Origin of the sequence: Streptomyces sp. NPDC008001 (assembly GCF_042958085.1) — a bacterium.
Taxonomy (GTDB): Bacteria; Actinomycetota; Actinomycetes; order Streptomycetales; family Streptomycetaceae; genus Streptomyces.
In genome coordinates, this window is the sequence record NZ_JBIBIZ010000009.1 from 184261 (window position 1) to 204559 (window position 20299).

Consider the following 20299-nt stretch of genomic DNA (forward strand, 5'->3'; position numbering starts at 1 on the left):
GTATTGCTATAGCTTATTCTCAATACAACTGACTTGGAAAAGCGGGAGCGGGGAACGACACGGCCATGGCACGACACGGACAGACGACGATCAGGCTCAGGCCGCCCCGCAACGGCGTCGACCCCCGCGCCCGCCGCTGGTGGACGGTGCAGGCGTGGCTGACGGTCAGCGGCCCCCTGCTGCTCACCGCCGTAACCCTCCTGGTCCTCTCCCTCCTCTTCTTCCCCGGCGCCCTCCCGTGGCTGGGCCCGCTGGTCCTCGGCGTCCTCGTGCTGCCCGCCGCCGGGTACGTGCTGGCCATGCCCCGGCTGCGCTGCCGCATCCACGCGTGGGAGGTGGGGGAGAGCGCGGTCTACGCGGCGGGCGGATGGCTGCTGCACAAGCGCCGCATCGCCCCGCTCTCCCGCGTCCAGACCGTCGACACCGTGCGCGGCCCGCTGCAGCGCGCGTTCGGCCTCGCCACGGTCACCGTCACCACCGCCTCCACGGCCGGCGACGTCCGCATCACGGGCGTGTCGGACGAGGACGCGGAGCGGATGGTGGCCCGCATCACCGAGGCCGCCCGCCTCGTCCCCGCGGACGGTGACGCCGCATGAGCGACCCCCGCATGAGCGACCCCCGCATGAGCGACCCCGGCGCGAATGACCCCAGTGCGATCACCCCCGGCCCGGCCGAGCCGTGGCGCACCCTCGACCCCCGCACGCTCGCCGTGCACTGCACCTGGATGGGCGCGCCCCTCGGCTCGCTCGCCCTCACCGCGCTCGCCACCGGCGGCCGGCTCGACACGCGCGCGTGGATCACCCTCGCCGTCATCGGCGCCGTCTTCGCGGCCGTCACCACCGGCGGCATCATCACCTGGCGCCGCACCCGCTACCGCGTCACCGCCGACGCCCTGGAGCTCCACACGGGCCTGTTCACCCGCAGCGTCCGTGCGATACCCCTGCGGCGTGTGCGCAACGTCGACATCACCGCGAACCTCGTCCAGCGCCTCCTCGGCCTCGCCGTGCTGCGCGCCGGCACGGGCGGCGGCGGACGGGGCGGCGAGCTCTCCCTGGACGCCCTCACCCGCCCCGAGGCCGTGCGCCTGCGCGCCGAACTCCTCGCCCGCGCGGGCGCCGGCCACGCGGACGACCCGGTGCTCGCCCGCGCCGACCTGCGCCGCCTGCGCTACGCCCCGCTGACGTTCTGGGTCGTCGGCGGCGTCTTCGCCGCGGCGGGCGCGGTCTGGCGGGTCCTCGACGGGATCGGCATCGAGCCCTGGCGCATCGGCTTCGTGCGCCGCGCCTTCGAGGACTTCGGCAACAGCGCGCTGTGGCTCACCATCCCGCTCGGGCTCCTCGCCGTCACTGCCCTCGGCAGCGCCGGCGCGGTCGCCCTGTACGCCGAGAACTGGTGGAACTACCGCCTGGAGTGGACCGACGCCGCCACCCTGCGCGTCCGCCACGGCCTGTACACCACCCGGTCCGTCTCCATCGAGCGCGCCCGCCTGCGCGGCGTGGCCCTGCGCGAGCCGCTCCTGCTGCGCGCGGGCGGCGGCGCGAGCGTCCGGGCCGTGGCGGGCGGCCTCGGGGACCGCGAGCAGAACCGCAAGCGCAGCGTCGTCCTGCCGCCCGCCTCGCGGGACGAGGCGCTGCGCGTGTGCGGCGGCGTGCTGGGCGTGCCCTTCGGCCCCGTGGAGCTGACGGCCCACCCGCGGGCCGCGCTCCGCCGCCGCGTCTTCCGGGCCTTCGCGTGGTGCGTGCTGCCGCTCGCGGCGGCGCTCGCCGTGCTGGGCGCCCTTCTCACGCCCGTCCTGCTGTACTGCGCGGCGGGCTGGCTCGTCGTGGCCGCGCCGGTGGCGTACGGGCTCGCGCGCGACGCCTACCGCGGGCTCGGACACGGCTTCCGGGGGCGGTTCCTGTTCGTGCGGTCCGGCACGTTCGGCCGGGAGACGGTCGCGCTGGACCGGTCGGCCGTGCTGGCGTGGACCTTCACCGACACCCCCTTCTCGCGCCGGGCGGGCCTCGTCACGGCGACCGCCGCCGTCGCCGCGGGGGAGGACGGATATCGCATACGGGACATGCCGGTCGCCGGTGCGGCGGCCTTCGCGGACGCGGTGACGCCGGGGATCCTCACGGAGTTCCTGGAGCGCTGAGGGCGTTCGACGGGTAACGCGTCACTCCGTCACCGGACATAGGCGGATATTGTCATGCCCTCCGAAGAATTCCCGGGAAGTTTTTGTTATCCGTAGACCCCACGCGCATCTCCTATGTGCCGGACCGGAACGGACCGGCCCGAACGGAATGCCGGAGAAGGGTGGCGGACGTGAACAGTCAGAGCGTGGCCGTGGTCGAGGCGGCGCGAGCCGGGGACCCGGCGGCACAGGACGAGCTCGTCGCCGCCCACCTGCCGCTCGTCTACAACATCGTCGGCCGGGCCCTCAACGGTCACGCCGACGTGGACGACGTCGTCCAGGACACCATGCTCCGGGTCATCAACGGCCTCGGCGAGCTGCGCGACGCGACCGCGTTCCGGTCCTGGCTCGTCGCCATCACCATGAACCAGATACGCAGCCACTGGCGGGAGCGCCCGGAGGCTTCCGTCAGTGGCCTGCAGGAGGTCGCCGAGGTCCCCGACCCGGAGGCGGACTTCGTGGACCTCACCATCGTCCGGCTCGGTCTGCAGGGGCAGCGCAAGGAGGTCGCCGAGGCGACGCGCTGGCTCGACGACGACGAGCAGACCGTGCTGTCCCTGTGGTGGCTGGAGGCCGCCGGCGAGCTCACGCGCGCCGAGGTCGCCGCCGCCCTGGAGATGACCCCGCAGCACGCGGCCGTCCGCATCCAGCGCACCAAGGCCCAGCTGGACACCGCCCGCGGCGTCGTCCGGGCCCTGGCCGCGCACCCGGTCTGCCCGCAGCTCGGGGACGTCGTCAGCTCCTGGGACGGCACGCCGTCCGCCCTGTGGCGCAAGCGCGTCGCCCGCCACGTGCGCGGTTGCGGCCGCTGTGTCGGAGCGATGTCGGCCCTCGTCCCGGCCGAGGGGCTGCTCGTCGGGCTCGGCCTGGTGCCGGTCGGGGCGGCGCTGCTGGGCTGGTGGCGCGGCGGCTCGGTGCTGCACACGGAGTCCGTCGGCCACGCCTCCCCGGCCGCCGCTGCCGAGGGTACGCGCGCGGGTGCGCGCGTGGGCCGTCGCCGCGCGGGGAACGGCAACCGCGGCCACCGCGCGAGCCGCCCCCGCAACGCCAGGCGGACCGCGGCCGGAGTCGCCGCCCTGGCCCTCCTCGCCGGCGGCGCCCTCGGGGGCCTCTACCTCTTCACCGACTCCTCGGACGAGCAGAGCGTCTCGGCCAAGGACGACCAGGCCACGCAGAACCGGGTGAAGGCCCTCGACGCCGGCGCGTCCGCGCTGCCGCCCAGCGCATCGCCGTCACCCTCCGCCGGCGCGAGCGCCTCCGCCTCGGCCAAGCCCTCCGCGTCCGCCTCCGCCTCGTCCTCCGCGCCGGAGCCGAGCCGGTCCGCCACCCCGGCGAAGCCGTCGTCCGAACCGACGACCGCGAGCCCGGCCAAGCCCGCCCCCAAGCCCGCCAACCCCGGCGGCGGCTCGCTCGGCCAGCAGGTCACCGCACTCGTCAACGCCGAGCGCGCCAAGGCCGGCTGCTCGCCCCTGACCGAGAACAGCACGCTGGACGCGGCCGCCCAGGGCCACTCCGACGACATGGCCGCCCGGGGCTTCTTCAACCACACCAACCCCGACGGCAAGGGCCCGGGTGACCGCATCACCGCCGCCGGCTACAACTGGAGCACCTACGGCGAGAACATCGCCTACGGGCAGCAGACGCCGGCCTCCGTCATGGACTCCTGGATGCACAGCGACGGCCACCGCAAGAACATCCTCAACTGCTCCTTCAAGGAGATCGGCGTGGGCGTCAACAAGGCCCCGGGCGGTCCCCGCTGGACCCAGGTCTTCGGCGCCCGCTGACCACCTCCGGGAGCGACGCGGACCGCTTCACCCGGTCCACGCCGCCCGGGTGCCGGCGAGCGTGGAGGCGGCGGCCGGCCTCAGCCCTTGCGGCGGCCGCCCTTCACCGTCGCCCGCAGGTACTCCCGGTTCATCGTCGCGATGGACTGCAGGGGGATGCCCTTCGGGCAGGCGACCGCGCATTCGCCCGTGTTCGTGCAGCCGCCGAAGCCCTGGTCGTCCATCGCGTCCACCATGCCCAGCACCCGCGACTCGCGCTCCGGCGCGCCCTGGGGGAGGACGTTCAGGTGGACGACCTTCGCGGAGGTGAAGAGCATCGCCGAGCCGTTCGGGCAGGCGGCCACGCACGCGCCGCAGCCGATGCACTCCGCGTGCTCGAAGGCCAGGTCCGCCACGGGCTTCGGGACGGGCGTCGCGTGGGCCTCCGGGGCGGAGCCCGTGGGGACGGAAACGTAGCCGCCGGAGCCGATGATGCGGTCGAAGGCGGAGCGGTCCACGACCAGGTCCTTCACGACCGGGAAGGCGGCCGCCCGCCACGGCTCGACGTCGATGGTGTCGCCGTCGCGGAAGTGCCGCATGTGCAGCTGGCAGGTGGTGGTCCGCTCGGGGCCGTGCGCCTGCCCGTTGATGACCATGCCGCACGCCCCGCAGATGCCCTCGCGGCAGTCGTGGTCGAAGGCGACCGGCTCGTCCCCGGCGAGGATCAGCTCCTCGTTGAGGTGGTCGAGCATCTCCAGGAAGGACATGTCCTCGCTGATTCCGGTGACCCGGTACGTGGTCATCGCGCCCGCCTCGCCGGCGTTGCGCTGGCGCCATATGCGCAGGGTGAGGTCCATCAGGCGTAGCTCCGCTGGGTGGGGTGGACGTATTCGAAGGTCAGCGCTTCCTTGTGCAGCACGGGCGGCTCGCCCGTCCCGGTGAACTCCCAGGCCGCCGCGTACGAGAACTCGTCGTCCTTGCGGGCCGCCTCGCCGTCCGGGGTCGCGCTCTCCTCCCGGAAGTGGCCGCCGCAGGACTCCGTGCGGTGCAGGGCGTCCAGGCACATCAGCTCGGCCAGTTCCAGGTAGTCGGCGATGCGGTTGGCCTTCTCCAGCGACTGGTTGAGCTCCTCGCCCGTCCCCGGCACCTTGACCCGCCGCCAGAACTCCTCCCGCAGGGCCGGAATGCGGTCGAGCGCCTTGCGCAGGCCCGCGTCCGTGCGGGCCATGCCGCACTCGTCCCACAGCAGCTCGCCGAGCTCGCGGTGGAAGGACTCCGGGGTGCGGTCGCCGTCACTGGCCAGCAGCCGGCCCAGCCGGCCGGTGACCTCCGCGACCGCTTCCGCCACCGCCGGGTGGTCCTCCGGGACGGCGTCGTGCGGGTGCCGCGCCAGGAAGTCGCCGATCGTGGAGGGCAATACGAAGTAGCCGTCGGCCAGGCCCTGCATCAGGGCGGAGGCGCCGAGCCGGTTCGCGCCGTGGTCGGAGAAGTTGGCCTCGCCGATCGCGAACAGGCCCGGCACGGTGGTCTGCAGGTCGTAGTCCACCCACAGGCCGCCCATCGTGTAGTGGATGGCCGGGTAGATCCGCATCGGCACCTCGTACGGGTCCTCGGCGGTGATCCGCTCGTACATCTCGAAGAGGTTGCCGTACCTGGCCTCGACGGCCTCGCGGCCCATCCGTGCGATCGCGTCGGCGAAGTCCAGGTAGACGCCCTGCCCGCCGGGCCCGACGCCGCGCCCCTCGTCGCAGACGTTCTTCGCGGCGCGCGAGGCGATGTCGCGCGGCACGAGGTTGCCGAAGGAGGGGTAGATCCGCTCCAGGTAGTAGTCGCGCTCGGCCTCCGGGATCGCCGCAGGCGGCCGCGTGTCGCCCTTCGCCTTCGGCACCCAGATGCGGCCGTCGTTGCGCAGCGACTCGCTCATCAGCGTCAGCTTCGACTGGTGGTCGCCGGAGCGCGGGATGCAGGTGGGGTGGATCTGGGTGAAGCAGGGGTTCGCGAAGTACGCGCCGCGGCGGTGGGCCCGCCAGATCGCCGTGGCGTTGGAGTTCTTGGCGTTGGTGGAGAGGTGGAAGACGTTGCCGTAGCCGCCGCTCGCCAGGACGACCGCGTCCGCGAAGTACGTGCTGACCGCGCCCGTGATCAGGTCCCGGGCGACGATGCCGCGCGCCCGCCCGCCGGCGACGATCAGGTCGAGCATCTCCGTACGGGCGTGCATCTCGACGTGGCCCGCGTCGATCTGGCGGCTGAGCGCCTGATAGGCGCCGAGCAGCAGCTGCTGGCCCGTCTGCCCGCGCGCGTAGAAGGTCCGGGACACCTGGACGCCGCCGAACGAGCGCGTGTCCAGCAGCCCGCCGTACTCGCGGGCGAACGGCACGCCCTGGGCCACGCACTGGTCGATGATCTCCACCGACACCTGGGCGAGGCGGTGGACGTTGGACTCGCGGGCCCGGAAGTCGCCGCCCTTGACGGTGTCGTAGAAGAGGCGGTGCACGGAGTCGCCGTCGTTGCGGTAGTTCTTGGCGGCGTTGATGCCGCCCTGCGCGGCGATCGAGTGGGCGCGGCGCGGCGAGTCCTGGTAGCAGAACTGCACGACGCGGTAGCCCTGCTCGGCGAGGGTGGCCCCCGCGGCGCCGCCCGCGAGCCCCGTGCCGACGACGATGACGGTGTGCTTGCGCCGGTTCGCGGGGTTGACGAGCCTGGCCTCGAAGCGGCGGCGGTCCCAGCGCTCGGCGACCGGGCCGCCCGGGGCGGCGGTGTCGGTGAGGGGGTCGCCCACGCGGTAGTCGGGGTATGCGGTCATGTCAGCTCACGACTCCAGTCAGGACGCCCACGGGCACGGCGATGAAGCCGCAGGTCAGCATCAGCGCCAGCGCATTGGCCAGGAATTTCAGCGCCCGGTCGCGGCGCGGCGAGTTCGCGCCCAGCGTCTGGGCGGCGCTCCAGAACCCGTGCCGGACGTGCAGCCCTAGGGCGAGCATCGCGACGATGTAGAAGGCGGTGACGGCCGGGCGGTCGAAGGAGGCGACGAGGTTCTCGTACGGCTTCCCCTCCTGGGCGTTGGGGTTGACGGTGAGCGTCGTCAGGTCGAGGACGTGCCAGACGACGAACAGCGCGAGGATCACCCCGCCCCAGCGCATGGTGCGCGTCGCGTAGCTCGCGCGCGGGCGCTTCCGCTCGTACTTCCTGGGACGGGCGGCGAGGTCGCGGCGGCTGAGCTGGTACGCGGCCACGCCGTGCAGCACGACCGCCGTCCCCAGGCCCGCGCGGGCCATCCACAGGAACCACTTGTAGTGCAGGAAGGGCTCGCCGACGGTGCGGATCCAGTGCCCGTAGTGGTTGAACTCCCCGGCCCCGAAGAACACCTTCAGATTGCCCACCACATGGGCGACCAGGTACGCCAGCATGATCACGCCGGTGACCGCCATGACCGCCTTCTTGCCGACGGTCGATCGCCACACGGAGCCGATGAGGGACGGAGGACGGTCCGCCCGGGTCGCCAGTGCCATGGCACCAGACGCTAGGCAGCCCCGGATCGATCCGTCCAAGACATGATGGGGCTGGTTTCCATAGGCTCTGCCTATCTATGCTGCTGACGTGCAATTCCAGCAGCTCCGCTACTTCGCGACCCTCGCCGAAGTCCGTCACTTCACCCGGGCCGCCGAGGCGCTGCACGTGGCCCAGCCGTCGCTCTCCCAGCAGATCCGCGCCCTCGAACGGGAGCTGGGCGCGGAGCTCTTCCGGCGCGCCCGCGGCAACATCACCCTCACCGACGCCGGCGCGGCCCTGCTGCCCCTGGCCCGGCAGATCCTCGCCGACACCGAGACCGCGCGCCGCGAGGTCCAGGAGGTCGCCCAGCTGCGGCGCGGCCGGGTCCGCCTCGGCGCCCCGCCCAGCCTGTGCGCGAGCCTCGTCCCCGACGTGCTGCGCGCCTACCACGCCCGCTACCCGGGCATCGAGCTCCTCGTCGACGAGGGCGGCTCCCAGGACCTCGTCCGCACCCTCGCCGGCGGCGGCCTCGACCTCGCCCTGATCATCACGCCCCTGGCCGTCGGCGCACCCGCCCTGGCCACGACGGAGCTCCTCCGCGAGGACCTCGTCGCCGTCACCGCCCCCGGCGAGCCCCCGCCCACCCGCCGCCGCGCCCTGCGCGTGGCCGATCTGGAGGGCCTGCCCATGGTGATGTTCCGCCGGGGCTACGACCTCCGCGAGATGACCACCGCGGCCTGCCGAGCGGCCGGCTTCGAGCCGTCCTTCACCGTCGAGGGCGGGGAGATGGACGCGGTCCTCGGCTTCGTCCGCGCGGGCCTGGGCCTGGCGGTGGTCCCGGGCATGGTGGCCGCCCGCTCGGGCCTGAGAGTCACCCCGTTCGAGGGCGGCCGCATGCGCCGCACGATCGCGCTGGCCCACCGCAAGGACGTGGCCCCGCCGCGAGCGGCACGGGAGCTGCGGACGGTGCTCCTGGAGCACTTGGGCGTGGGCGTGGGCGGGGAAGAGGCCGCGGGCGGGGGAGGGGCGGAGTGAGCGGGGCTCACCCCCACAGGCCCTTCCCCAGCGCCACCCCCGCGAACGCCGCGCCCAGCCCGCACACCACGCTCAGCGCCGCGTTCGCCACGGCATAGCCGCGGGCGCCCTCGCGGGCCAGGGTGAGCGTCTCGTACGAGAACGTGGAGTACGTCGTGAGCGCGCCGCACAGCCCCGTGCCCAGGAGCAGTCGCCAAGGGGAGGGGGCGGCCGCGGTGAGGACGCCCAGGATCAGGCTGCCCACGACGTTCACGGTGAACGTGCCCCATGGGAAGACCGAGTCGTGGCGCGCCTGCACCGCACGGTCGGTGAGGTAGCGCAGCGGTGCGCCGGCCATCGCGCCGGCGACGACGAGGAGCCAGTTCACGCGCCGTCCTCCGGAGCGGGCGGCGCCGGCGGCGGCCCGAGCTGCGGGATCTCGACCGGCTCCAGCGTGACCAGCCGCTCCCCGGTGACCTCCGCGAGCACCGGCAGGAAGGCCCGTACGCGCGCCTCCGCGTCCACGATCACCACCGCCACGGGCAGGTCCTCGCTCAGCGACAGCAGCCGCGTGGTGTGGACGACCGAGGAGGCGCCGTACCCCTCGACGCCGCGGAAGACCGTCGCCCCCGCGAGCCCGGCGGCGTGCGCCCGGTGCACGATCTCGGTGGACAGCGGGTGGTGCTGCCAGCGGTCCGACTCGCTGAGGAAGACGGTCAGGCGGAGGGCGTTGCCCCGGAGCGTCATGCCGGCCTCCTCCGTTGCGGGTTCCGTCAGGGCGTCAGGCCCGGAGTCCGCCCGGGAATCCGCCCAGGAGTCCGGCCGCGGGTCCGGCCCGGGCTTCACCGGGTGCTCCGTCGCAGCAGGAACGCCCTTGTGGCGGTGGCCGTGGCCCAGACCGCCGCCAGTGCCGTGGCGAGCGTGGCTGCCAGATAGGCGAGCGCCGTCGCCACGTGCCCGCCCCCGGCGAGCCCCTGCACGTCCACCGTGTACGTCGAGAAGGTGGTGAAGCCGCCGAGCACGCCCGTCCCGAGGAACGGCCGCAGCAGCCGGTGCGGCGCGGCGAGTTCGCCGATCACGACCAGCAGCACCCCGATCAGGGCGCAGCCGGCGACGTTGACCAGCAGCGTGGTCCAGGGAAAGGCGCCGGCCGGTGTGGGCCACAGCAGCCCGGCGCCGTAGCGGGCCGCGGCTCCGGCGCCCCCGCCGAGCGAGACCGCGCAGACGACCGGCCCCTGGCCGCGGGCGGCGGACGGCCGCCCCGGGGCGCGCGTGCGCGTCCGCGGGCCGTCGGTGACCGTCCCGGGCCGGGTCGTGCTCATACGGTTCGCCTGCCTCCTCCTCGCGGGCCGCACCGGGCTCGCCGGGCATTCCCAGGCTATCCGCCCGCCGGTGACGCCGCGCGGGCGCCATCATCGTCCGGCCCCGCCCGGCGACGGCCCGAAGCCGACGGGTGCGGGGGCGGCCGCGGCCCGGCACCGGCAGTCCGCGGGTACGGATCCGCTCCAGGTCACAGGGGTGAATCGGAGGATGATACGACCGGTGTCCGGCGGAATCAGCCCGGGACGGCCGTGCAACGACAGCCGATTATGAGCCACCCGCCCGCCGTGCCCGTACGCGCGCGGGGGCCGCAAGCCGCCTCTTGTGGCCGCCCGGGCGGTCCGGGGAGGGCGGAGAGAGCGCCATGAAGCAGGAGGGATGACGCATTCCGGTATGGCAGGAAACTGTCGCTTCCCGAGCGCTTCCGTGGGCAGCCTTCTGGCCGGTCAGGCTCCGCCGCCGAGGGCGGGGCATCCGCCCGGCAGGGTCGGTCGCAGGACCGAAACCGATCCAGGAGGCACACGATGACGACGCAACCCCGGCTGCCCCGCGCCGTGGCGCCCCGGGAGCCGGTCCCGCAGCTCCAGCGCGCCGGGATGCTCGACCAGGTCGAGAAACGGCTGCGCGGCCTCCTCAATGACGAGCACCGCCGCTGGCGCACCGCCGACGCGCGCGGCGCCGGACTCGTGGAGTCCCTCGCCGAGCTCGTCGCGGTGGGGGCCGACCGGGTCCGCCCGGTCATCCTCCTCACGGGCTATCTGGCGGCGGGCGGCGACCCGGAAGGCTCCGCCGCCGTCGAGGCCGCGGCCGCCCTCGAACTCCTCGACACCTGCACCCTCATCCGCAGCGACGTGCGCGACAACGCCGCCCTGCGCCGCGGCATCCCCGCGCTGCACGTCAGCCGCGCCGCCGAGCACGAGCGCAACGGCTGGGCCGGCGACGCCCGCCGCTTCGGGGAGTCCACCGCCACCCTGGCCGGCGACCTCGCCCTCTCGCTCGCCGAGCGGCTCGCCGCGCGGCTGCCCGCCCCCGCGTGGCAGATCTGGGACGAGATGCGCACGGAGCGCGTGATCGGCACGTACGCCCACGAGGCGATGACCGCCGAATACCTCGACGACCCGTGGCCCGGGCGGTGCATATCGGGATGCGACCGGGGCTGCACTGCGGGCTGGTACGCCCTGCGGCACCCGCTCCGGCTGGGCGCGGCGCTCGCCGACCGCCCCGACCTCGACGCCGCCTACGACGCCTACGCCCGCTCGCTGCACGCCGCTTGGCGGCTGCGCGGCTTCCTCGACGGCGGCCCGGAGTACGACTGGGACGCCGAGCTGCTGCGGGAGATCCTGCTGGAGCGGGAGGAGCGCGGCATCGCCGAGCGCCTCATCCGCGAACTGGTCGACCGGGCCTCCCGGACCGCCGCCGCCTCCCGGCTCGCGGCGGGGTGGTGCGAGGAGCTGACGGCGTTCGCGGTGCGGATGGCGGCGGAGCGCGGGTAGGGGCCGGCGGGCCGCCTTTCCGGTGCCCCGCCCCGCTGCGCCGTACGGGTAATTCTGCGGAACCGCATACGGAGCGCTTTTCCTATCCGCGACTTCCTTTCCCCCTCTTCCCTCCGGGCGCGCCCTCACAGCGCATTAGACCGACGACCTGCCGAAATGACTGCAGGGCCGGGGGAATCCGCCGGGAATTTCTCCGTGGTACCAGCACGGACCGGGCCACGGACAAGGCCACTCACATGGGGAGAAGCCCGGTCACCCATCCGCACTACGGACGAAACCTTTGCGAGTACGGGGCGTTGAAAAGCACACCCCGGCCGTCACCGGCCGGGTGCCTCCCTGTACGACCGAGCAAGACCAAGCAGCAAAGGTGTCTCCGCATGTCACGAATCGTCAAAACGGCTGCCCTGACCGCCACCATGGGCGCGGCGCTCGCGGGTATCACCGGTACCGCGCTCGCCGACTCCGTCGCCAAGGGAGCGGCCGTCGGTTCCCCGGGCGTCATCTCGGGCAACGTCATCCAGGTCCCGATCCAGATCCCGATCAACCTCTGCGGCAACACGATCGACATCGTCGGACTGCTGAACCCCGCCTCCGGCAACGTCTGCATCAACGACTGACGCGAGCAGAGAACCGGCGGTTTCCGGGGTGCCCCCGCCCCGGGCCGCTTCCGTGTGGCGCCCCCGATTCCGTCGCGGGCGCCACGCTGCGTCTGCGGGGCGTTCACCGGCCGGCTCCCCGGGCCCCGTCCCCCGTGGCCCCCTCCCCAGCCGGTGATCTTCCCGCTAGCGTGGTCCCACCGGTGGGGCGGGGCGAGTGGGGGAGACGTGCGGTGGATCCGTTCACGATGACGGCGGTGCTGGCGGCCGTTGACACGGCGGCGTCGGGAGCGCTGTCGGGCGCGGCGGGGGAGCTGGGGCGGCGGACCGCGGAGGGCCTGGCAGGCCTGGCCCGCCGGGCCTGGCGCAGGGACCGTGACGGGGAAGGGGACGGGGACGGTGGCAGGGAGGGGAGTGAGAGCGGTGACGAGCGCCGGGCCGATGGCGGCGGGCGGGGCGCAGGCGGTGGCCGGGGCGCAGGTGGGCGGGGCGAGCCGCCCGCCGCTCCCGCCGACGAGGACGAACGCAGGGCACTGGCCGCCCTCCTGATCGAACAGGCCCGCGCGGAGCCCGGCTTCGCCCGCGACCTGGCCGCCTGGCTGCGCGAGAGCGAGTGGCTGGCGGCGGCCGTCACCGTCCCCGCGGCGGCTCCCGGCACGCCCCGCCCCCGGATGCTCCCGCCGCTCACGTCCGCCTTCACCGACCGCGAGGACGTCCTGGCGGCGGTCACCGGGCTGCTGGACGAGACGGCTGCGGGAGCCGGTGAGGCCGGGGGAGCCGACGAGGCCCCGTCCCGTACGGCCGTGACCACGGCCCCGCACATCGCTCTGCTCGTCGGCCCGGCCGGCGTCGGCAAGACCGCGGCCGCCGTGCACTGCGCCCACGCGCTCGCCTCGCGCTTCCCGGACGGCGAGTTGTACGCCGATCTGCGCGGCGCCTCCGCGGCCACCGCCGTCACCCCGTCCGAGGTGCTCGTACGGTTCCTGCACCACCTGGGCGTGCCGGCCGACCGGGTGCCCGCCGACGAGCAGGGCCAGGCCGCCCTCTACCGCGAGCGCACGGCGGGCAGGCGCATGCTCGTCCTGCTCGACAACGCCCACAGCGCCTCCCAGACCGCCCCGTTGCTGACAGCGTCGCCCGGCTCGCTCGTCCTCGTCACCAGCCGCCACCGGCTGCCCGCGCTCGTCCGCGACCACGGCGCGCGGATCGTCCGGGTCGGCCCGCTCTCCGACGCCGACTCCTTCCTGCTGCTGACCCGCATCGCCGGCCCGGACCGCGTCGCCGCGCAGCGCACGCACGCGGAGGCCGTGGCGGCACGGTGCGGGGGCATTCCGCTCGCGCTGTGCGAGACGGGGGCGCGGGTGCAGGCGCGGGAGCAGCTGAGCTGGGAGCGCGTGGAGCGCGAATTCGCCGCATTCGCAGAAGGGGAAAGGAGCTTGAGGGGCAACCGGCCGGGACAGGATCGGGGGATGCCCGACAACTCTGCTTTTCCTGATGGGGATTTCCCGGAAGGCAATGCCTTCGGTGGCAATGCCTTCGGTGGCGATGCCGACTCGCTCGGCGATGCCGGTTCGCTCGGTGGGGCGGCTTCTCTCCACGGGGCCGGTTCTCTCCGCGGGGCTGTTTCTCCGGTTTCTCCCGTGGAGCCGGCCCTCCTCGCCACCGACCTCTCCTACCGGGACCTGGCCCCCGACGCCGCCCGCCTCTACCGGCTGCTCGCCCTGCGCCCCTGGCCGGACATCTCCGTCGGCGCCGCCGCCGCGGCGGCGGACACCGGCGAGGGCGACGCCCGCCGCCTCCTCGAAAGCCTCGCCGCCGCCCACCTCCTGGAGGAGACGGGGGAGGAGCGCTACCGCTTCCACGACCTCGTCCGCCGGCACGCCGAGCGCCGCGCCCACGAGGAGGACGGCCGCGGGGCGACGGCCCTCGCCGTCCGCCGCACGGTCACCTGGTACCTGCGCTTCGCCGCCCGTGCCGACGCTCTCGTCATCCCCGGCCGGTGGCACCTCGGCCCCGCGTACGCCCGCACGCCGGGCGGCCCCGGTCCGGGTTTCGGCTCGGCTTCCGGCTCTGGCTCCGGTTCCGGTTCCGGCGAGCGCACCACCGAAGCGGCCCGTGCGGCCCTGGCCGGGCTGCGGCGCGAGCGCGCGAATCTCGCCGAGGCCGTACGGGCCGCGGAGGAGTACGGGTTCGACGAGGAGGCCTGGCAACTGTGCGAGGCGACGTGGGGCCTGCACCTGCGCCTCGGCTTCCACGAGCAGTGGGTGGCCACGCACCTGCGGGGCGTCGAGGCGGCCCGCCGCTCCGCCGCGGGCATCGGCGACCCGCGGGCCGAGGGCCGCATACGGACCCAGCTCGCCTTCGCGTACATGGGCCTCGGCCGGTACGCGGAGGCCGAGTCCCAGCTGACCGCCGCCGCGGCGGCCGACGAGCGGGCCGGCCACCACCGCGGCCGCGCCACGGCCGCCGAGTCGCTCGGCCTGCTCCACCTGCGGCAGTGGCGGTACGAGGCCGCCGAGGAGTGCTTCCGGCAGGCCCGCCGCATCCTGGGCGGCATCGCCGAGGACGGCGACGGGGCGGCCGACGTCCCGCGCGCGGATGCGCTCCTCGCCCACCACCTCGGCCGGGCCCTGCGCGGCCAGGGCCGCCACGACGAGGCCGTGACCCAGCTGACGGACGCGCTCGCCCGGTTCCGGGCCCTGCCCCGCCGCGACCTCTACAACGAGGCCCGCGTCCGGATGAGCCTGGGCGAGACCCACCTGGCCGCCGGCGACCCCGCCGCGGCCCGTACGCCCCTCGACGAGGCCCTCGCCGTCATGGCGGCCGAAGGCGCCGTACTGCAACAGGCGGACGCCGCCGAACTCCGCGCCCGCTGCGCCGCCGGCCGGGACGACGCGGCACGGCACCTGCGCCTGGCGAGGTCCCTGTACGAGGAGGTGGGCGACGCGGCGGGAGCGTCCCGGACGAGCGCGCTGCTGCGGGAGCAGGAGCGGGAGCAGGAGCGGGGGCGGGGGCAGAACGGCGGTTGACGGCCTGGCGGCGGTTCCGGGCCGGGCCGTTGCCCGGCGAGGTCAGGCCCCGGCAGGCGCTGGTCCGCTAGTCGGCGCGCTCCACGTCCACCCGGTGGTGCACCCTCCCCGTCACCACCGTGATGCCGCTCGACACCGCCTCCTCCGGCGACTTGCCGCCCGCGAGCCAGGCGTGGAGGGCGGAGGCGTGGGCCGCCGGGTCGCACAGGTCGGGCCGGCCGTCGGGGGCGGGGCGGGCGGTGAGGTGCAGGAGGTCGCCGCCGCGGGTGCGCACGGTGCAGTGCCCGGGGCCCGTCACGTACACGGCGAGCCCGCAGCCCGGATGGCGGCCGAGGACCTCCGCGGCCCAGGCGGCGGGCGGGCCGACGCGCGGGTCGTCGGCCGCCCCGTACCGCACGATCACGTCCGCGATGCGCAGCCTGCCCGGGTCGGGGGTGTCCTCGTGGACGGAGGTGTGGGCGTCCCAGCCGATGCCGTCACCGGAGCCGTCGTCACCGAAGTCGTCGTCGCCGAAGTCCTCGCCGGCCGGGCCGTCGTCGGCGGCGCAGCGCACCACGGCGATCTCCGGCGGGCCGGAGGCGTCGGTCAGCCGGGTGAGGACGTGGACGGGCGCGGTGCGCTCGGCCGGCGCGTAGGACGGCAGGCGGAGCGGGTCGAGCAGGGCCGGGCGGCCGGCGGGCTCGGGGATGCCGATCAGGTCGTAGAAGGCGCGGCGCAGGAGGCCGGCGGAGCGGCCGGGCGCGGAGCTGACGTGCTCGGCCTGCGCGCGGTAGCGGCCGGGCTCGTAGTGGTCGACGGCGTGGTCGATCTGGGCGCGCAGGCCGTCGTACGGGCGGAGCCGCGGCGCGGTCCGGCCGAGGGCGGCGACGGGCGAGTCCGGGTCGAGGGCGCCGCCGGGGAAGGCGCCGAGGAGGACGGGCCTGCCGATGGCGGCCGCGTAGTACGTCACGGAGCCGTGGTCGCCGATCACGCAGTCGGCGGCGATCAGCGCCTGCCGCCAGTCCTCCAGCGGGTCGACGAGCGCGAGGCCGGCGCGGCGGGCCCGGTCGAGCCAGGCCCGTATCTGGCCGGGTCCGTGACCGTGCCAGATGTTGGGGTGGAGGACCGCGGCCGTGCGGTACTCGTCGGCGGGGAGCTCGGCGGCGAGTCGCGGCAGGAGGGACGGCAGCAGATCGCCCTCGGAGTCGTCGTCGCCGAAGAGGGAGCCGGGCGACCAGGTGGAGTTGACGACGACCAGCCGCTGGCCGGGGGCCACGCCGAGGGCCCGGCGGAAGCGGTCCCGGTACGGCAGGGCGGCGAGGATGCGGTCGTAGCAGGGGTCACCGGCGAGGACGGCGGTGCCGGCCGCCTCGGGGCAGGCGGCGCGCAGCCGGCCGAGCTGCTCGGGGTGCGAGAGGACGGTCGCGGCGGCGAGGGGCCGGCCGTCGTGGAGCAGCCAGTCGGGCGAGAGCCCGAAAACGGGGGCGCCGGGCGACCGGTGTCCGGTGTCCGGTGTCCGGTGTCCGGTGTCCGGTGTCCGGTGTCCGGTGTCCGGTGTCCGGTGTCCGGTGTCCGGTGTCCGGTGTGGCCAACCTCTTATTGTAGCCAACTCCATGCGAGAGTATGGCCAAATCCCCGCAGATAAGCTCCAGTTCACCGCCGTAACTGGCGGATACGGCCAAGTCGACGGGCGTCTCCTTGGCCTGTTCCCAGGGCAGCACGGGCAGCCCCACGGACGCCAGCAGCTCCGGCACCCCGGCGAGGAACGGCGACGACCCGGTGCAGGTGACGAGCAGCTGCACCCGGAGGTCGTCCCGGAAGAGCGGCAGGACGTCCAGCAGACGGGTCGCGGAGGTGACGTTGTGCACGACGAACAGGACGCGGCGGCACGCGCCCCGGGTCACCCACCGGTGGGCGTCCTCCCCGACGGGCACCCGCAGCCGGTACGGCCCGTACGGCGGCTCGTTCGTCACATGCATCCCAGCATCCCCCCAGAGATCCTCAGCCCCAGCGGACCCACTGAAGCACAGCCCCGACATGGATGTCGGATTTCCGCCGGATCGACGGCCGCGCACCGGCCAATACTGGCGGCATGCACAACGACGTGGACCGCTGCGTCCGAGCCGTACAGTCCAAGGACGCCCGCTTCGACGGGTGGTTCTTCACCGCAGTGACGACCACCCGCATCTACTGCCGACCGAGCTGCCCCGTCGTGCCGCCCAAGCCGCGGAACATGACCTTCTACCCGAGTGCGGCCGCCGCGCAGCAGGCCGGTTTCCGGGCCTGCAAGCGCTGCCGGCCCGACGCGAGCCCGGGCTCGCCGCGCTGGAACGAGCGGGCCGACCTGGCGGCCCGCGCCATGCGCCTGATCGCCGACGGCGTCGTGGACCGGGAGGGCGTGCCGGGCCTCGGCGCGCGGCTCGGGTACAGCACCCGGCAGGTCGAGCGGCAGCTCCTCGCCGAGCTGGGCGCCGGCCCCCTCGCGCTGGCCCGCGCGCAGCGCGCCCAGACGGCGCGGCTGCTGATCGAGACGACGTCCCTGCCGATGGGGGAGGTCGCCTTCGCCTCCGGTTTCGCGAGCATCCGCACCTTCAACGACACCGTGCGGGAGGTCTTCGCGCTCTCGCCGAGCGAGCTGCGGGCCCGCGCGGCGGGCCGGGAAGGCGCCGACGCCGCCAAGGCCGCGGCCACCGCCGGCACGGTGGCGCTGCGCCTGCCCTACCGCGCGCCGCTCTTCCCGGACAACCTCTTCGGGCACCTGACGGCGACGGCCGTGCCCGGCACGGAGGAGTGGCGGGAGGGCGCGTACCGCTGCACGATGCGGCTGCCGCACGGGCACGGCATCGCCACCCTCCGCCCCGCGGACGGTCACATCGAGTGCCGGCTGGCCCTGACCGACCTGCGGGACCTGGCCGCCGCGGTCAGCCGTTGCCGGCGCCTCCTCGACCTGGACGCGGACCCCGTCGCCGTCGACGGCCTCCTGCGCGAGGACCCGCTGCTGGCCCCGCTCGTCGAGCGCGCCCCCGGCCGCCGGGTGCCGCACACGGTGGACCCGGCGGAGTTCGCCCTCCGTGCGGTGCTCGGCCAGCAGGTGTCCACCGCCGCGGCCCGCACCCTCGCCGGCCGCCTGGTGACAGGCCACGGCACCCCGGTCGACGACCCGGACGGCGGTCTCACCCACCTCTTCCCCACCCCCGAGGCGCTCGCCGGACTCGACCCGGAGAGCCTCGCCATGCCCGGTACGCGCCGGCGTACGTTCACCGCGCTCGTGGCGGCGCTGGCCTCCTCGGAGCTCGACCTCGGCCCGGGCAGCGACTGGCAGCGGACCCGGGAGCAGCTGGCGGCGCTGCCGGGCGTCGGCCCCTGGACCGTGGAGACGATCGCCATGCGTGCCCTCGGCGACCCGGACGCGTTCGTCGCCACCGACCTCGGCGTCCGCCTGGCCGCCGCGGCCCTCGGCCTGCCCGCCACACCGGCGGCCCTCGTCCGCAGGTCGCGGGCCTGGCAGCCGTGGCGCTCGTACGCGGTCCAGCACCTGTGGGCCACGGGCGACCACCCGATCAACCGCCTGCCGGCGTAACCACGTCTCCGGACCCGCTCCGGGCCTGCTCCAGAACTGCCCCAGCCCCGGCCCCCCACGGAGGAACCCATGCCCACCCGCTCCCACACGATCACCGACAGCCCGTACGGCCCGCTGACCCTGGTGGCCACCGACGGCAGGCTCTGCGGCCTGTACATGGAACAGCAGCGCCACCGCCCGCCCCAGGAGACCTTCGGCGAGCCCGACCCGCACCCGCGCCCGGAGATCTTCGCCCGGACCGAGGAGCAACTGCAGGAGTACTTCGCGGGCGGACGCACGGAGTTCGACCTCCCCCTGGCCCTGGCCGGGACCGAGTTCCAGCGCACCGTCTGGCACGCCCTCCTGGAGATCCCGTACGGGGAGACCGTCTCGTACGGCCGGCTGGCCGACCGCATCGGCCGCCCCGCCGCGTCCCGGGCCGTGGGACTGGCCAACGGCCGGAACCCCATCGGCATCATCGTCCCCTGCCACCGCGTCGTCGGCGCAACAGGCGCTCTCACGGGCTACGGTGGCGGCCTTCCCCGCAAGCGGCGTCTGCTCGACTTCGAACAAGCAGGCATCATGACGTCGTGAGCGTGAGCATAGACATCGCGGGACTGCCCACCGAGCGGATCGTCTTCGAGACCTCTCCCCTGGGCGAGTTGTGCCTCGCGCTGCACGCGCTGGCGGAGCCCGGCCACCACCCGGGGCTGGCCGGCTGGGTCACGGCGACGTCCGCCGCGCTCCGGCCGGACCTCGCCGACCGGCTCCAGGAAGCGGACTTCCTGTGGCGCACCACCTTCTCCGACGTCTTCATGCCCTTCGCCGGGCTGCGCGGCGGCACGGGGAAGCCCGGGGCGACGCTGGCCGAGGAACTGGACCTGCTCGACCGGCTGGACGAGGAGCAGTTCGTCACGACGGCCCTGGAGTTCGCCTGCCTCGCCTCGTACGGCAAGGGCGGCCCGTCGCCGTTCACCCACCGGCCGACCCGCGCCAGGACCCTGGAGCTGGCAGCCGCCCGCGGCCCCCGGCAACTGCAGTTCGCCGAGCGCCTGCTGAAGGACCCGGCGTCCGTACGGGCCTGGGTGCGCCGCCTGATCGAGGACTGCGACGAGGCGTTCTTCGCGGACATCTGGCGGCGCGTCGAACCGCGGCTGGCCGCCGACATCCGGCACAAGAGGGAACTGCTGCGGCGCAAGGGCCTCCGCGAGGCGCTCGCCGCGGTCTCCCCGGCCCTCGCCCTGGAGGACGGCGGCCGCCGCATCCGGGTCGACAAACTGGCGGACGGCCGGACCACCGCCGTGGACCCCGCCGTGGGGCCGGGCCTCGTCTTCGTACCGTCGCACTTCGGCTGGCCCCACCTGATGGTCCTGCACCGGCCGGAGTGGCGCCCGGTCGTCCACTACCCCGTCGGCTCGCCCGAACTGCCGGCGCCCACCTCCGTCGACCTCCTCAAACTGCGCCTCGAAGCGCTGGCCCACCCCGTCCGGATGCAGGTCTGCCGCAGCACGGCCCGCACCGCGCACACCACGGGCGAACTCGCCGGCGTCCTGGGCATCAGCCCGCCGGAGGTCTCACGCCACCTCTCGGTCCTGAAGAAGGCGGGCCTGATCACTCCCCGCCGCCGCGGCCGCTACGTCCTCTACCAACTGGACGTCCGCGCGGTCGCCCGCCTGAGCAGCGACTTCCTGGAAGGCATCCTCCGCTGACCCCCACACCCCCTGACCAGCAAAAACGCCCCTCCCGACGGGAGGGGCGTGCAGTGTGGAGCGAGCGCCCCCGGCAGGACTCGAACCTGCGGCCAAGCGCTTAGAAGGCGCCTGCTCTATCCACTGAGCTACGGGGGCCGGTGTGTGGTGCGGCGGTGTCGCGGACGGCTGAAGC

The 20299-nt window shown here is 74.6% G+C and carries 17 protein-coding genes and 1 tRNA gene; 10 read left to right on the forward strand and 8 right to left on the reverse strand.

The window, feature by feature from the left end:
• Positions 1-65: 65 nt before the first annotated feature.
• The 3 genes from ACFZCD_RS24635 (at position 66) to ACFZCD_RS24645 (ending at position 3957) form a co-directional block, all read left to right on the forward strand.
• Complete coding sequence (locus ACFZCD_RS24635) at positions 66-596, forward strand: PH domain-containing protein (RefSeq protein ID WP_391834334.1); 531 nt, start codon at positions 66-68, stop codon at positions 594-596.
• Positions 593-2134, forward strand: coding sequence for a PH domain-containing protein (locus ACFZCD_RS24640; RefSeq protein WP_391834336.1), 1542 nt, complete (start codon positions 593-595; stop codon positions 2132-2134). Before ACFZCD_RS24635 ends, ACFZCD_RS24640 begins: the two co-directional genes overlap by 4 nt.
• Positions 2135-2304: 170 nt before the next feature.
• Complete coding sequence (locus ACFZCD_RS24645; RefSeq protein ID WP_391834338.1) at positions 2305-3957, forward strand: sigma-70 family RNA polymerase sigma factor; 1653 nt, start codon at positions 2305-2307, stop codon at positions 3955-3957.
• An 80-nt stretch (positions 3958-4037) separates the two neighbouring features.
• Here the strand turns inward: ACFZCD_RS24645 and ACFZCD_RS24650 are convergent, their stop codons facing one another.
• The 3 genes from ACFZCD_RS24650 to ACFZCD_RS24660 are packed head-to-tail and all read right to left on the reverse strand — an operon-like array spanning position 4038 to position 7445.
• Positions 4038-4793 (reverse strand): succinate dehydrogenase/fumarate reductase iron-sulfur subunit, encoded by a 756-nt coding sequence (locus ACFZCD_RS24650; protein ID WP_391834340.1) that lies wholly within the window; start codon positions 4791-4793, stop codon positions 4038-4040.
• Positions 4793-6739 carry a fumarate reductase/succinate dehydrogenase flavoprotein subunit gene (locus tag ACFZCD_RS24655; protein ID WP_391834342.1) on the reverse strand — a complete coding sequence of 649 codons (1947 nt, stop codon included), beginning with the start codon at positions 6737-6739 and terminating at the stop codon, positions 4793-4795. Before ACFZCD_RS24655 ends, ACFZCD_RS24650 begins: the two co-directional genes overlap by 1 nt.
• Position 6740: 1 nt before the next feature.
• Positions 6741-7445: a succinate dehydrogenase cytochrome b subunit gene (locus tag ACFZCD_RS24660; protein WP_391834344.1), complete on the reverse strand. Its 705-nt coding sequence runs from the start codon at positions 7443-7445 to the stop codon at positions 6741-6743.
• 88 nt (positions 7446-7533) lie between these two features.
• Here ACFZCD_RS24660 and ACFZCD_RS24665 point away from each other — a divergent pair, with 88 nt between their 5' ends.
• Positions 7534-8460: a LysR substrate-binding domain-containing protein gene (locus ACFZCD_RS24665; protein WP_391834346.1), complete on the forward strand. Its 927-nt coding sequence runs from the start codon at positions 7534-7536 to the stop codon at positions 8458-8460.
• A gap of 7 nt (positions 8461-8467) precedes the next feature.
• Here ACFZCD_RS24665 and crcB read toward each other — a convergent pair whose 3' ends face one another.
• The 3 genes from crcB to ACFZCD_RS24680 all read right to left on the reverse strand — a co-directional run bounded on the left by crcB (position 8468) and on the right by ACFZCD_RS24680 (position 9761).
• A complete protein-coding gene (crcB, locus tag ACFZCD_RS24670; RefSeq protein ID WP_391834348.1) occupies positions 8468-8827 on the reverse strand; it encodes a fluoride efflux transporter CrcB in 360 nt (119 codons plus the stop codon).
• Positions 8824-9186 (reverse strand): DUF190 domain-containing protein, encoded by a 363-nt coding sequence (locus tag ACFZCD_RS24675; RefSeq protein ID WP_391834350.1) that lies wholly within the window; start codon positions 9184-9186, stop codon positions 8824-8826. The genes crcB and ACFZCD_RS24675 overlap by 4 nt, the downstream gene beginning before the upstream one ends.
• 95 nt (positions 9187-9281) lie before the next feature.
• Positions 9282-9761, reverse strand: a complete 480-nt coding sequence (locus tag ACFZCD_RS24680; RefSeq protein ID WP_391834352.1) for a fluoride efflux transporter FluC — start codon at positions 9759-9761, stop codon at positions 9282-9284.
• Positions 9762-10283: 522 nt separating this feature from the next.
• Here ACFZCD_RS24680 and ACFZCD_RS24685 point away from each other — a divergent pair.
• The 3 genes from ACFZCD_RS24685 to ACFZCD_RS24695 all read left to right on the forward strand — a co-directional run bounded on the left by ACFZCD_RS24685 (position 10284) and on the right by ACFZCD_RS24695 (position 14877).
• Complete coding sequence (locus ACFZCD_RS24685; protein ID WP_391834354.1) at positions 10284-11252, forward strand: polyprenyl synthetase family protein; 969 nt, start codon at positions 10284-10286, stop codon at positions 11250-11252.
• Between the two features lie 377 nt (positions 11253-11629).
• Entirely contained in the window at positions 11630-11869 is a 240-nt protein-coding gene (locus ACFZCD_RS24690; protein WP_391834356.1) for a chaplin, read from the forward strand.
• 212 nt (positions 11870-12081) lie between these two features.
• Positions 12082-14877 carry a tetratricopeptide repeat protein gene (locus ACFZCD_RS24695; RefSeq protein ID WP_391834358.1) on the forward strand — a complete coding sequence of 932 codons (2796 nt, stop codon included), beginning with the start codon at positions 12082-12084 and terminating at the stop codon, positions 14875-14877.
• Positions 14878-14944: 67 nt separating this feature from the next.
• Here the strand turns inward: ACFZCD_RS24695 and ACFZCD_RS24700 are convergent, their stop codons facing one another.
• Positions 14945-16471, reverse strand: a complete 1527-nt coding sequence (locus ACFZCD_RS24700) for a hypothetical protein (RefSeq protein WP_391834360.1) — start codon at positions 16469-16471, stop codon at positions 14945-14947.
• Positions 16472-16948: 477 nt separating this feature from the next.
• On the opposite strand from ACFZCD_RS24700, the gene ACFZCD_RS24705 reads away from it, so the two are divergent.
• The 3 genes from ACFZCD_RS24705 (at position 16949) to ACFZCD_RS24715 (ending at position 20124) form a co-directional block, all read left to right on the forward strand.
• Complete coding sequence (locus tag ACFZCD_RS24705; RefSeq protein WP_391834362.1) at positions 16949-18436, forward strand: AlkA N-terminal domain-containing protein; 1488 nt, start codon at positions 16949-16951, stop codon at positions 18434-18436.
• Positions 18437-18505: 69 nt separating this feature from the next.
• The gene (locus ACFZCD_RS24710; RefSeq protein ID WP_391834363.1) at positions 18506-19009 is read left to right on the forward strand and encodes a methylated-DNA--[protein]-cysteine S-methyltransferase; all 504 of its coding nucleotides are present in this window, start codon (positions 18506-18508) and stop codon (positions 19007-19009) included.
• Between the two features lie 2 nt (positions 19010-19011).
• The gene (locus tag ACFZCD_RS24715) at positions 19012-20124 is read left to right on the forward strand and encodes a DUF5937 family protein (RefSeq protein WP_391834838.1); all 1113 of its coding nucleotides are present in this window, start codon (positions 19012-19014) and stop codon (positions 20122-20124) included.
• A 65-nt stretch (positions 20125-20189) separates the two neighbouring features.
• Here the strand turns inward: ACFZCD_RS24715 and ACFZCD_RS24720 are convergent.
• Positions 20190-20262: transfer RNA gene (locus tag ACFZCD_RS24720), tRNA-Arg, on the reverse strand.
• Positions 20263-20299: the final 37 nt, after the last annotated feature.